The organism is Pseudarthrobacter sp. fls2-241-R2A-127 (assembly GCF_030209355.1).
GTDB lineage: Bacteria > Actinomycetota > Actinomycetes > Actinomycetales > Micrococcaceae > Arthrobacter.
Window position 1 is genome coordinate 171,815 of the sequence record NZ_JARVSF010000013.1, and the last position, 12,316, is coordinate 184,130.

General features: G+C 62.8%; 12 protein-coding genes. 6 read left to right on the forward strand and 6 right to left on the reverse strand.

Translation table 11 applies throughout. The features are described 5' to 3' along the window. Positions 1-623 precede the first annotated feature (623 nt). Complete coding sequence (locus QRN53_RS11050; RefSeq protein ID WP_235009457.1) at positions 624-1,442, forward strand: nuclease-related domain-containing protein; 819 nt, start codon at positions 624-626, stop codon at positions 1,440-1,442. Between the two features lie 308 nt (positions 1,443-1,750). Here the strand turns inward: QRN53_RS11050 and QRN53_RS11055 are convergent, their stop codons facing one another. Beyond that, positions 1,751-2,167: a hypothetical protein gene (locus QRN53_RS11055; RefSeq protein WP_142133544.1), complete on the reverse strand. Its 417-nt coding sequence runs from the start codon at positions 2,165-2,167 to the stop codon at positions 1,751-1,753. After that, positions 2,139-2,438, reverse strand: a complete 300-nt coding sequence (locus QRN53_RS11060; protein WP_056387717.1) for a DUF4193 domain-containing protein — start codon at positions 2,436-2,438, stop codon at positions 2,139-2,141. Before QRN53_RS11060 ends, QRN53_RS11055 begins: the two co-directional genes overlap by 29 nt. 261 nt (positions 2,439-2,699) lie before the next feature. On the opposite strand from QRN53_RS11060, the gene QRN53_RS11065 reads away from it, so the two are divergent. Next, complete coding sequence (locus tag QRN53_RS11065; protein ID WP_395858335.1) at positions 2,700-3,491, forward strand: DUF6994 family protein; 792 nt, start codon at positions 2,700-2,702, stop codon at positions 3,489-3,491. A 65-nt stretch (positions 3,492-3,556) separates the two neighbouring features. After that, positions 3,557-4,258 carry a DUF6308 family protein gene (locus tag QRN53_RS11070; RefSeq protein ID WP_056387711.1) on the forward strand — a complete coding sequence of 234 codons (702 nt, stop codon included), beginning with the start codon at positions 3,557-3,559 and terminating at the stop codon, positions 4,256-4,258. Between the two features lie 90 nt (positions 4,259-4,348). On the opposite strand, the gene QRN53_RS11075 is transcribed toward QRN53_RS11070, so the two are convergent. After that, positions 4,349-5,158 (reverse strand): hypothetical protein, encoded by an 810-nt coding sequence (locus tag QRN53_RS11075; RefSeq protein ID WP_285244015.1) that lies wholly within the window; start codon positions 5,156-5,158, stop codon positions 4,349-4,351. A 220-nt stretch (positions 5,159-5,378) separates the two neighbouring features. Here QRN53_RS11075 and QRN53_RS11080 point away from each other — a divergent pair, with 220 nt between their 5' ends. Together QRN53_RS11080 and QRN53_RS11085 are read left to right on the forward strand one after the other, a co-directional pair. Further along, the gene (locus QRN53_RS11080) at positions 5,379-8,042 is read left to right on the forward strand and encodes a UvrD-helicase domain-containing protein (protein WP_056387706.1); all 2,664 of its coding nucleotides are present in this window, start codon (positions 5,379-5,381) and stop codon (positions 8,040-8,042) included. 185 nt (positions 8,043-8,227) lie between these two features. Then, positions 8,228-9,997, forward strand: coding sequence for a recombinase family protein (locus tag QRN53_RS11085; RefSeq protein WP_160141484.1), 1,770 nt, complete (start codon positions 8,228-8,230; stop codon positions 9,995-9,997). A gap of 10 nt (positions 9,998-10,007) precedes the next feature. On the opposite strand, the gene QRN53_RS11090 is transcribed toward QRN53_RS11085, so the two are convergent. The 3 genes from QRN53_RS11090 to QRN53_RS11100 form a co-directional block, all read right to left on the reverse strand. Beyond that, positions 10,008-10,238: a hypothetical protein gene (locus tag QRN53_RS11090; protein WP_056387702.1), complete on the reverse strand. Its 231-nt coding sequence runs from the start codon at positions 10,236-10,238 to the stop codon at positions 10,008-10,010. A gap of 137 nt (positions 10,239-10,375) precedes the next feature. After that, a complete protein-coding gene (locus QRN53_RS11095; protein ID WP_374111515.1) occupies positions 10,376-10,705 on the reverse strand; it encodes a hypothetical protein in 330 nt (109 codons plus the stop codon). After that, positions 10,683-11,018: a hypothetical protein gene (locus tag QRN53_RS11100; RefSeq protein ID WP_056387696.1), complete on the reverse strand. Its 336-nt coding sequence runs from the start codon at positions 11,016-11,018 to the stop codon at positions 10,683-10,685. Before QRN53_RS11100 ends, QRN53_RS11095 begins: the two co-directional genes overlap by 23 nt. Before the next feature lie 680 nt (positions 11,019-11,698). On the opposite strand from QRN53_RS11100, the gene QRN53_RS11105 reads away from it, so the two are divergent. After that, complete coding sequence (locus tag QRN53_RS11105; protein ID WP_056387692.1) at positions 11,699-12,193, forward strand: hypothetical protein; 495 nt, start codon at positions 11,699-11,701, stop codon at positions 12,191-12,193. The last annotated feature ends 123 nt before the right edge of the window (positions 12,194-12,316 follow it).

The window sequence follows — 12,316 nt, forward strand, 5'->3', positions numbered from 1 at the left end:
CCGCCCGCCGCACGGGAATAACGCGTCTGTTCGGCTGCTGCTATCCGCTTGGCCATGGGGCTGGGCGCTCGGTCGTAGTGTCCCGGACGCATTGAGAGGACATTGATACTCTGGGCAGAGGGGAAAGGGGGAACAGAAATGGGTCTTAGAAGTCTTTTTCGGCGAAGAGGCGCAACCGCGGCACCCATAAGTCCAGTCGTGGCGGCGGAACGCGTCCCCGGCGCGCCCATGTCACCTGAGCTCCAAGCGGAACTGCGGGAAGCGTGGGCAGAACTAACTGAGGCCGCCAAGGCATCGAAAGTGAAAAACTTCCACGCCTGCACACGTACGGCCCGGCACTGGACCGAGGACCCGGCGGCAGTCAGAGCCATAGCGGCCACACTCCGTGAATTCCCGGATACAGACAGCCAGCAGACAACGTAGTGACCTACGGGGCGTTCACCCGAGGTCATCACAGCTCGCCGGAAGGCCGGCGGTCAAGATTTCCACTCAGCTCCTGGGACGGTTTGCAGGGAATTGACATGCGGTGGGCGAGGATTGAGCCATGGTAAACGTATCCGCATTTTAACCGCCGTGATCTACAAGCAGATTGGGTCCGTGTCGATGCTCCACCCTGTGTCCTCATGAAGAAGATGCGGCTCCGGTACGCCGGAGCGTGTCGGCTGTGCGGTGCATCTCTTCCGGCCGGGACGGAAGCGATCTACGAGAGCGAGACGAAGACCGTCCGATGCTTGGAGTGTGCCACCGAGACCCCGGAAACAACCCCCCACCTGGAACGAGTTGGTGATAACTCGTTGTCCACTGAGTCCGGAATCGCTGGCTCGTCAGCCCGACGCGAGTATGAGCGTCGCCAAGCGAAAGACGAGGAAAAGCTCCGCGAGAAGTGGGGGCCATTCGGCGGCATCGCAGTCGCCGTCTCCGACGAACGCCAAAGCACCAAGGCCTGGGATCGAGGCGCGATTGGCGAGGAACGCCTCGGCGCTCGGCTGGATGCCCTAGCCGCCGATGGCCTGGCCGTCCTTCACGACCGACGCATCCCCGGATCTAAGGCCAACATCGACCACATAGCCATCACTTCCAGTGGAATCTGGGTCATCGACGCCAAACGCTACAAGGGACGGCCTGAACTGAAGATCGAGGGTGGCATCCTTCGCCCCCGCGTCGAGAAGCTCCTCGTCGGCCGACGGGATTGCACGAAATTGGTCGATGGGGTGCTCAAACAGGTCGACGTCGTGCGAGACCTCGTCGGGGATGTTCCGGTCACCGGGGCGCTGTGCTTTGTTGAAGCCGACTGGCCCTTGATCGGAGGCGCATTCTCGACCCATGGCATTCATGTACTCTGGCCGAAACGGCTGGCCAAAGTGCTTGTAGAAGAGCCAGCCGGCGACGTTGCGGTGGCGAGGATGCGTGAGACGGTTGCCTCCCGGTTTAAACCTGCTTGAGTCAGGTGCCCACGTTCCAGGCCGCTCGGAACCACACCGAGGGGATAGCTTGCGGGAACGAAGTCAGGCATCGATCGGTAGTGAATTTGCAGTCCGGCCGCCTGCCCAGGCTCCCATGATGAAGCATGGGCCCCCTCGACGTCGTCACAGTTCGGGAAGCCCGTGCCAACCGCCGTTTCGAAGCTTTTCGCGAGGTTCGTCAGATTCTGGACCGCGGGCAGGATGCCCGCTAGGTCGGGTACATGTGCAGCCATTTATTCATGCCCTCCACGAAGCCATCTGACTTAGGATACGGCAGAGCCAAGCCGCTAGTTACGCTTTTCGGCCGGCCGGTACCTGTCACCAAAGGCGACCAAGGAGCTCTGGAGCAGCGTCATGCTGCCCAGTATGTCCACTGGCCGGGAACGGGTTTCTGCCGGCAGTGGGCTGACCATCCAGGCGGCGAACACGTTATGAGGAATCTTCAGGCTCATCGCCTGGTCAAAGAGGCGCAGCACCGCTTCGTGGAAGAGCCCATCTTTGAGCTGGAAGCCCGGGCAGAAGGTTCCCTCGCCGATGAATACCCGAACTGCCCGGCGCATGGCCTCCGGGTCGCCGAGGGATTGGAAATGCGTCTCCAGGTCTGCCGCTGTCGGCAGGGTGAATTCTTCGCGGATGCTGTTCCAGATATGCTCCGGGACAGCCGGCCAAAACCGCTCAGTCTTCGCATTCGACGCAGTAGGCATGGCCGTCCTTCTCGCGGGCCTTCTGCGAACGGTGGCGGACCAGGAAGCAGGACCAGCAAGTGAACTCATCATCAGCCTGCGGAATGACCTGGACGACCAGCTCTTCGGCAATGAACTCCCCGCCAGGGGTCAGGCCGTCCAGGGCGTCAGCCTCGTCGAGCTCCTGAACCACGGATTTCGCATCCGGGGCTTTGGCGGACTTCAGGGCCTCCAGGGAGTTTTCCTGGGATTCCTTGACGTCGGTGCGCAGCTCATCGTAATCGGTTGCCACGGAGGTGCATCTCTTCTCTGTTGAGGGGGTATTACCGATCCTGCAACGTACAGGACATGGGAAGAATTCCCTGAAAGTGCAGTGCTGCATGGGCACACAATCAGAACCCCAGGGAACATGGGCGTTGCCGAGAGTCAGTCGGCCACTTGGGGTTTCAATATCAGGAAGTGACACCTAGTCTGGGACAGAGCCGATGGCCGAGACATTTGCGGACCCAACCACCGGTTCGTTCGTCTTATAACTCTGGTCTTTGGGGGAACCTTGAGTGATCCGGAATACCCGCAGCAGCAACAGCCGCGCGTCTTCGATACTTCGTTCAATTACATGACCGACACCCCTCCAGGGACTGACCCGGACAGTGGCAGTCCGAATCTCCGGGCGGACCACGAGCTGCTGTGGACCAAGGAGCTGCGACCCGGCGTCGTCTTCGAACCGACCGCGCCGCCGAAGCGTGGGGACGGCTACCTCATCTTCACTGACCCCTCCGAGGCGAGGCATTGGTACGGCAGTGATGCCATCACGCACTCCTACACCGACCGGGCACGTACGAGGTCTCTGGCGAACGCCATCGCCTCGCTGAACGAAGACGAGCGGTCCCGCTACCTGAATCCGCCGTATACCATCGGCAGCGCGATGATCTGGCCCGTCAGGAAGAAGGACCGACCCACGATGAACCAGGCCCGGGGGTTCAGGTCGCTCATCGCCGACCGGATGGATCTGACCCTGGAGTGCATCCGGCGTCATTACGCAGGAGAGCCGGAGAGCCCTCTGGCCGATGTCATCAACGCGTACGCGGACTTCTTTGCGCTCTTCGACGGGTTCAAGGAGTTTGTGGAGTTCTTCCACTTTCAAGACCTCGTGACACCCGACTACGAAGAGGTTCGGTTCTACCTGCCCTTCGACAACTTCAAGCGTTCCGGGATGCCGGCCACAAAAGACGAGTACGTAACGTACCGGGAGGCCACGCTGGAGTTCATCTCGGCACGGAGCCGTCGGATGGCCGCCTGGGTCATGGAGAACCACCCCGGAATTGAGGTTCGCCATACAGACTGACTACCCAGCGACGTCGCAGGGTCAGTCAGGGTCATAGTCCGCGCATTGGAGCCATAGGGGGATTCATGGAACTACCAGCCATCCTGAAAGAAGATAACGTCGAAGCCGCAGCCGAACTGCTCCGGCGCTACTACCTTGAACCGTCCACAAAGACGGGGTTGCTCAGTACCGGCAGTTACTTTGATGAATGGGCGAACCGCGGCGACAACCCGAAGGTGAGGGACAGGATCACCGACAGCGACGCCGTCGCCGTGTCCATGCTCAGCGTCAAAGTGCCGGCCCAGGCCATCATCGGACTGCAGGAGGAGCTGTTGGCGGGGAAAATACGAGATCTCCTGGCTGATATACCCACCGACGTGAAGATGAGCGACCTCACGGTCGCCGAAGCAGAAGCCACTCTCGGGGAGGGCAGCCCCCCATGGCTGCTCTGGCAGGAGCTGAGACGCACACCCAAAACGCGCTGGGATGTCGGGGCCACCACAGCCAGCAAGATCATGGCGAGGAAGCGACCGCATCTCATCCCCATCTGGGACAAAGTAATTGGGGCAGTCGTGGGCAAAGACACCTCTGAAGGCCAATGGCTGAATTGGCACAACCTCTTCATGGAAGACCCCGACCTTGCTGGACGATTGGGGCGCATTCACAAGCTTTCTACGGTCCAGACACCCATTTCCGAACTGCGCATCATCGACGCCATCCTGTGGCGCTACGGCAAGGACCATGGCATCAAGGGCGGGCGAGCCGGCAAACTCGGAATCGCCGGCTGAAGCACAGCGAAGCCACGACAAACTTGGTCGAATCTCGCAACCGTCCGCGCCAGCTTCGCAGCCGGCCGATGTCGTCCGATGAAGGAGTAACTACGAGTTCGGAGCTTCGTATGAGTACGAGCCCCCGACGCGACCGGACAATGCAGTCAGCTCTGCCTCGGTTTCCCTGAACCGGATCACTTGAGGGCCCAATGTGTTGACCCCCTCCGGTCCCTTCACCACGAGGGTTCGCGCTATGGTCCTGCCCAGTTGATCCAGTTCCTGGTTGAGTCGCCGCAATTCTGCCTGCTCGAATTTGGAGCGCTTCATCACTTCAGGGTCCCTGTCGCATTGCGTGCAGCGTCCCCTCGGGCCCACATCAGCTATCATGGTCACATAGATGCCTCTTTGGCCGGATCGCCACTGACCATCCATGATCGAGCACCACTGAGTGTGGAACAGTTTCCCGGTTCGTGTGACGTACACCTGTCCGTAACCTGCCACAGGTGACCCGTCGTCACGGTGGCTTTGCGCCTCAACGCGAACGAGCGGCCGTTCCTTTGCCCGGTGCTCAGCTTTCGCTTCTTCTTTGAGTCGCAGCCTCTCTGCCCGCTTCTCCGCACGCTCCAATTTGGAGCGCTTCTTCTCTTCAGGGTCCTGGTCGCATTGCGGGCAACGTCCCCGCAGGCCCACATCCGCAAGCATGGTCAAGTAGATGCCTCCATTGGTGGCGCGCCAGTGGCCGTCCATGATCCCACACCATTGAGTGTGGAACAGCTTGCCCGACCGGGTCACATACGCCTGACCTTCACCTGCGATGGGCGACCCGTCGTCACGGTGGCTTTGCGGCTCAACGCGGACGAGCGGACGTTTCTTTTGCGCCCCGTGGTCGGCTTTCACTTCTTCGTGTGTGGTGCTCACAACCCGTTCCTTCTCCCAAGACCTCTGCCATATCCTTCCATGATGGGGAGGCCCGCCTCCACCATGCCATCGAAGGGTTGACGGGCAAGCCCGCCGAGTCCAGTACCTGCGGATCAGCACGAACGCGGTGAACGCACTCGACGACACACAATTCCTCGCTGATACCGTGGAAAGAGGGCAAATAGTCTCCTTTTGAAGACGTGTGTGAGTCGGGGGAAGCATGACGGAGTGGAAGCCGGGTTGGTGGGCACGCGCGTTCAGAGGTGCCGGGTCATGGGTGCTGTCGATCCGTGAGGGCCGCCTGCGCGTCTGCGGAATCCCCCGGGAGGTGGACGCTGATGTCATCGACGTCCTCGGACTCGCAGTCGATGAAGGCTCAGGGCAGCTCATCGTCACTCTCGTCCACGGGACGGAGACGGTGCTCAATGGGCTGTCTCGTCGCGCGGTGCGTGAGGTTGCCGCTTCGTACCACTCCGAGCTCGATGAGCGACGGCATCTCGCCGCCCTGCTCTCAAAGGCTGAGGAGCAGGGCGAGGCGGCCAGCCTGTGGTGGTCCCGGGTCCGGGATGTGATGGACCGACTACGGTGGGCGGACCAGGACACGATCGCCGCGCTCGCGGACTCCCGTCCGGACGTCGCTGTGTGGCTGGCTGCCGACAGCGATCCGAGGCTCTCCGGGCTTCCCAAGGGCAAACGTGAGGACCAGCGTGCCGCAGTCGACGCCTGCTGCACCACTGACTTGTCAAGGTGGGCTGCCCAGCGCAACGAGGCGTTCCTGGAGTGGGAGAAAAACGACCTTGCCGACTTCTTCCGCAAGGTCGAGAAGTCGCCGTTGACGGAAGAGCAGACGAGGGCGACGGTCTGCTTCGACAACCGGGTGCGTGTTATCGCGGCCGCGGGCTCCGGGAAGACGTCGACGATGGTAGCCCGCGCCGGGTATGCGATCCGGCGTGGCATCGCCCAGCCGACGGAGATCCTTGCCCTCGCATTCAACAAGAAGGCAGCCGGTGAGCTCTCGGAGCGGCTTGTCTCTCGCCTCGGCGATGACGGTGCGTCGGTAGCGTCGAGCACTTTTCACGCCTTCGGACTGCGAGTCGTCGGTGAAGCCACCGGTCGAAAACCTTCAGTCCCCGATGACATCACCAATGGCAACGGGATCGGGCGGCTCGCGGCGATCGTTGATGGGCTCCGTGACCGGGACCCGGCCTTCCGGCGTGACTGGGACCTTTTCCGGCTCGTGTTCGGCAGGCAACTGCCGGACCTCGGGGACGAAGACGAGCCTGAGACGTGGGACAGGAACAAAGGTATTAACGGCTTCGGCACTCTCGCAGGGGAGGTCGTCAAGAGCCAGGAAGAGGTGATGATCGCAAACTGGCTCTTCCTGAACGGCGTCCGATATGAATACGAGCGACCCTACGCGCACGACGTTGCGGACGCGCACCACCGTCAGTATCAGCCGGACTTCTACTATCCGGACATCGACGTCTGGCATGAGCACTGGGCGCTCGGTTCAGACGGCAACCCGCCGCCAAATTTTGACGGGTATGCCGAGAGTGTGGCGTGGCGGCGTCAGACCCACACTCGATACAGCACAAGACTTATCGAGACAACCTCGGCAACCATCCGGGACGGGTCCGGGTTCGAGCACCTCGAACAGGAGCTCCGCCGACACGGAATCCAACTCGAGGAAGACCCCTACCGGGAGGCGGTAGGGGAGCCTCCGATCACCGAACCAGCCATGATGACGCTGATGCGGTCGTTCATGGCCCACGCGAAGGGCAACCGCCTCACCCCTGACGTGCTGACGCAGCGGGCCAGCCGAACCTTGCGGGCCAGGCTCTTCACACGCCTGTACGGCGTCATCCTCGCCGAATGGGACCGTCAGCTCCGAGCCGCGGGCCAGATCGATTTCGAGGACATGCTGAATCTCGCAACCGATCACGTCGAGTCGGGCCGTTGGATGAGCCCTTACCGGCTCGTCATGGTCGACGAGATGCAGGACACCAGCTCTGCCCGTGCGGCGCTGGTGAGGGCGCTGATGAAGACTCCTGGAAACTACCTTTACGCGGTCGGTGATGACTGGCAGTCGATCAACAGGTTCGCGGGCTCAGACCTCAGTGTGATGACCCGCTTCGATAATTGGTTCGGGACAGCGTCCACCATCTGGCTGGACCGCACCTTCCGGTCCCCGCAGTCCCTGTGCGATGTCGCGGGTGGATTCGTGATGAAAAACCCCAATCAAATCTCCAAGAACGTCCGATCTTCAGCGCCGGAGGCTGACGAGACCGTATGCGCCGTCAGTGTACGGGAGCGCAGCCACTACGGATCGGCCGTTCGGCAGCACCTGACAACCCTTGACTCAGAGCTCACTGAGCCAGCCACTGTGCTGCTGCTCGGCCGGTACTCCCGGTCCAAGGACGATGTCACCTCGGCGCTGGAAGCCAGATACGCCAACCTGACCATCGAGTTCAACACCGTGCACGCCTCGAAAGGAAAGGAGGCAGACTACGTCGTTGTGCTCGGCCTTGAGAGGAACGGATTCCCCAGCATTGTCGAGGATGATGCTCTCCTGCAACTGGCCATGGCCGCCCCCGACTCCTACCCACACGCAGAAGAACGACGCCTGTTCTATGTCGCACTGACCCGTGCCAAGCGCTCAGCGCTCTTGGTGACGCGCGCCGGTAGGGAATCAGCGTTCCTCCTCGAGTTGGTCGGAGATCGTGTCGTCAAGATCCGATCCGCGACAGGCGACGACATCACCCCCGTGGTCTGCCCGAAATGCAAGAAACACACGATGAGGGAACGCAAAGGGCGCTACGGCCGGTTCTTCGGCTGCACCGGGTACCCGACCTGCAAAGGAACGATGAAACTCGCTGATAGTTAGGAACAAGGATGCCTTCCATGTTCCGAGGCGCACGTTCTACGCTTCGCGATATTTTGGCGGCTGACGAGTCCGACCCACGTGGTCGGCCAAGCCGAGCCTTGCGGAATGCAGCACTTGCAGAGGCCATCATCACACCGATACACAGACCACGAGGGTCACCACCCTTAAAAATGTATGCTTTACGGGTGCGAGCCGTTGCCTATATCCGCAGATCCAAAGATCCCACCGAGGGCAACGCGTCGCTCGTCGACCAGCGTGCCTGGATTATGGCGGAAAGCCGGAAGCACCACCACACGGTCGCCAAGCACGACATCTTCGAAGAAGTCGTCAGTGCCTACCGCGACCGGCACCGCCCAGAGCGCGACCGCCTCGAAGGGGTCCTCGCCGAAGGCGACGTCAAGGCGCTCTACGTCCGGGACCTTGACCGGCTGGCACGTCGGTTGATGGACACCGCCCGCATCGTCGACACCTGCAACCGCCACAACGTCACGATCTACACCCATGACCGCGTGTTCGCCCCTCGATCGCCCGACACCATCCTGCTGATCTCCGTCCTCGGCGGCCTGGCGGAGACCGAGGCGGCGACCACGAGCAAGCGGCTGAAGCGCACCGCCGAGAACATCCGCCAGAAGGGCGGCTGGAACGGCCCTGCGCCGTACGGCTGGATGCGGCCCGAGCAGCGCAACGCCGACGGCGTGAAGACGCTGAAGCTGCACCCGGAGGAGAGCAAGACCGTCCGCCGAATCGTCGAATGGCGGCTCGACGGACTCTCCGTCGCCGAGATCGTCCGGGAGCTCAACCAGAAGGGTCTGACCAACCGCGAGGGCCGGCCGTTCCAATACCGCGCCGTCGCCTCGCTACTGCGCCATCCGCTCCTGGCCGGATACAACTCGCTCACGGCCAAGGCCGATGGACGCGGCGGCGGCCCAGGTCCGGACTTCCGCGACACGCGCAAGATCGTCATCGACAAGGATGGGCGTCCGGTCAAGAGTCATGAGGCGGTCTGCACGGAGGCCGAGTGGGAAACCCTGCGCCTGCTGATGAAGCCCCAACCGCTCAAGCGGACCCGGGCCCGCGCCGGAGGCCTTCCCCTGGTCGGCCTCGTCTACTGCGCCGGCTGCGGCACCAAGATGACCAGCAACAGGTCGATGGGTGAGTCGGGATCGTACGTGTGCAACGGACGGATGCGCGGCGCTGACTGCCCCGGCGTTGCAATCAACAGGGAAGCCCTGGAGCGCTTCATCCGCGACGTCGTCGCCGGATCGCTCGACAGCCCCGAGGTGATGGAGCTGCAGGCCGAGAGGCTGAACCAGGCCGCGGAAGGGAGCGCGAGCTCGGAGTTGTCCGAGCTCCACGAACAGGCTGATGCCCTGGGGGACTCCATCCTGATCCTGCGGGCCCAGATCAACACCGCGCCGGCCAGCGCGATGTCGGCACTGCTGAACCGCATCGGTGAGGAGGAGGCCCTCAAGGGCCAGATCGAGATGCGGATCTCGGAGAAGACCGAGGGGCGACCGAGGGCGATCCCCGACATCAGCGGGGCCGAGTTCCTCGAGCTCTCCGAGACGGAGCAGAAGTCGATCATCAGGGCCTTCCTCCGCAAGGTCGTGGTCTACGCCGACGACGGAAAGCGCGGGTCGGTCAAGGGGATGTTCGGCTCCCAGGGCACGAACCTGAGCCGGATCGGCTTCTGGTATCTCGGCGAAGCTGACGACCAGGAGCCGCGCCGCGGGGGCGGGTACTCGCTCATGCCCTCGAACGGCAGCTACCAGTGCCCCAAGTGCGAAGAACCCCGGACGTTCCGCTACCGGAACAACCTGCGCCACCACATGAACTACGCGCACCCGCAGCCAGTGCCGTGTCCTGAGTGCGGCCAGGAATTCCCTTTGCCCGGGCTGCCCAGCCACCGCCGCAACAAGCACGGGGTCAAGGGCTCACGCCAGTCGTGGAGCTGACTCTCGGGGACTAGGCGGCCCGACGGCGACCCAAGTGCGCAGGCTTGGCAGCCTCAGCTGCCTCCGCCCGCCGGATGGCCACCGAGGCCGCCACGGCGGCTCCGGCCTTGATGGCCTCCACCGGGATCGGGCGGACGGCGATCGCGGCTGCAGCTGCCGCCGAGATCTGCACTGGCCTGCGCGGGGAGGCAGATGCAGACGAAGCCACACCGCGTTCAGCGGTGGTGACCTGTCCTGTCATGACTGCCTGCCTCAGATAGCTGTGCTTTGAATGCCTATCGGCACTCTATCAACTAATGAGTCAGAGGATCAATCGAATGGAATCTGATACGAGTCGAATCGTCACACTCGGGGATGAGTCGACGAGATGGAGCGGGCTCAGGCCGCGGCAGCCCCGGTGTCGCTGATCCCGGCCAGCAGCCACTGCTCGGACAAAGGGTCGCGGCGCAGCTCGAAGGTTCGCAGCGCCGAAGTGGACGTCAACCGGACCTGAACCTGCCAGTGTTCGACGCTGATCAGGTCGCCGCTGCCCACCGGTGCCCGCTTGGCGGTGTTCCACCAGTCGGCACGGGTGAACCAGTGCACAGGTTCCGCGGCCACGGCCCAGATCCTGCCGTCATGCCTGACGGCCAGGGGAACCCCCTTCGCCGTGAAGCGGACCTCCACTGGAGCGTCCAGAGGTTTGCTATTTGATGCTGTTGCTGCCACGGGTCCGCTCTCCAAGATTCCTGTTAATCATTTCTTCCCGGCGGGTAACCGCCGAACTCCACACCCAGGTCCGGTACGTCACCGGCCCGTCCTTCCATGTCACTTCGACCGCTTTCGCTGTCCAGGCGAAGACCTCGCCGTCCACCAGTTCTGCGCAGTTCGGGAACCGGATCCATGCCTTGACGGGGATTCCGGGATACCCGTTCTTGGCCGGGAAATGTTCGAAGTCGAGCTCCTCCACGGTCAGCCCGATCGGGCCGGCCCGCCGCGCATACTGCGCTTGCAGTGCAGCGGCGAACTCTTCGGAGGACATAACACAACCTTAGAACACATATTCGAATAGGCGACCCACAAAGATGGCGGCTACGGCCGGCCGCCTCTCTCCCGGGAATCACCTTTGGTCCTGTTTTTCGATCCCCTGGGCACCAAGCTATAAAAGGGCTCCGACAACGTCCGGAACGGACTGATCCTGGTCCGCTGCCGGTTCGGCACAAAGCGGCGCAGTGTCCGACAATGGGGACATGCCAGCTGCTTCTGCCCCCTGCACCGTCCACCACCTCTACTCCACACCCGGTCACCTCCTCCCCGCGTGCGGTGTAACCCCCGGCCCCGACGGGTCCGAGTGGCACACCGGACACGACGCCGGGGTCCTGCAGGCGTTCTCCGCGCAGGGATCCGCGTGCTGCTCTCTGTGTCTGGAGTTGTCCCTGTCATCTCCTGACTGACATGTGCAAGGTGGTACAGGTGGTACGTGGTCTGCCATACTGGTAGAGAAAACAGGTATACGAGTGGAAATCCTGCTCAGCCCCGGCTGAGCAGATCGTCCGTCCAGGCGGGCGTGGATAGTCCAGCTTCGGCTCCCGGGCATGGCCTGGGAACGGGGGCTCGGGGAAACAGTTCTGAACTGTGGAGCCGAGACGCTGGACCTTCCGAACACTCATTGCCTGGACACAGAGCCAGGACGACAGGACCGACCAGAAGGACGAGAAGACCATGGACATCACCAGGACCGCACACGTGACGCGGACGAAGCTGGCCGCGACCGCTGCAGCCCTGGCATGCGCCGCGCTCGTGCTCAGCGGCTGCAGCAGCTCCGGCGGGGACGGGCGGTACTTCGCCACCTCGGAAGGACAGAACGGCGACATCGTCGTCGTGGACGGTGACCAGATCACCTACTTCGACACCGCCAGCCGCCAGGACCTCGCCTGCCACTCCATCAACTCCGTCCTCGACGACCCGAAGGCGGCCGCGGCGAAGGGCGAGCTCAAGGACGCCTACACCGTCCGCGGCACCGGCAAGATCAACGAGTCCAAGTCCTCCGTGGACTGGACCGAGGCTGGCCGCAGCACCACCGAGACCGGCTCGATCAGCTTCGGCAAGGACAAGTCGACCATGGAGTTCGTCTTCTCCAACGGCGTCAACGACGTCGTGCTCGTGCCAGTCGACAGCGAGCAGGGCAAGGCCGTCAAGACCAAGTACTGCGGCTGAGGAGGCTGACCCCTTGACTGCCCCGATCGACCTGCAGCACCGGAGCCCCGTGGACCACGCGTCCGCGGGGCTCTGCCTTTTCTCTCCCGGGATGCGCCCGCGCGCCAGACAGGATGCAGGAGG

Bases quoted from the DNA above. Each gene is read 5' to 3' on its own strand.
- QRN53_RS11050 (WP_235009457.1), top strand. From the start codon at position 624: ATGAAGAAGATGCGGCTCCGGTACGCCGGAGCGTGTCGGCTGTGCGGT.
- QRN53_RS11055 (WP_142133544.1), bottom strand. From the start codon at position 2,167: ATGCCTACTGCGTCGAATGCGAAGACTGAGCGGTTTTGGCCGGCTGTC.
- QRN53_RS11070 (WP_056387711.1), top strand. From the start codon at position 3,557: ATGGAACTACCAGCCATCCTGAAAGAAGATAACGTCGAAGCCGCAGCC.
- QRN53_RS11080 (WP_056387706.1), top strand. From the start codon at position 5,379: ATGACGGAGTGGAAGCCGGGTTGGTGGGCACGCGCGTTCAGAGGTGCC.
- QRN53_RS11090 (WP_056387702.1), bottom strand. From the start codon at position 10,238: ATGACAGGACAGGTCACCACCGCTGAACGCGGTGTGGCTTCGTCTGCA.
- QRN53_RS11100 (WP_056387696.1), bottom strand. From the start codon at position 11,018: ATGTCCTCCGAAGAGTTCGCCGCTGCACTGCAAGCGCAGTATGCGCGG.
- QRN53_RS11105 (WP_056387692.1), top strand. From the start codon at position 11,699: ATGGACATCACCAGGACCGCACACGTGACGCGGACGAAGCTGGCCGCG.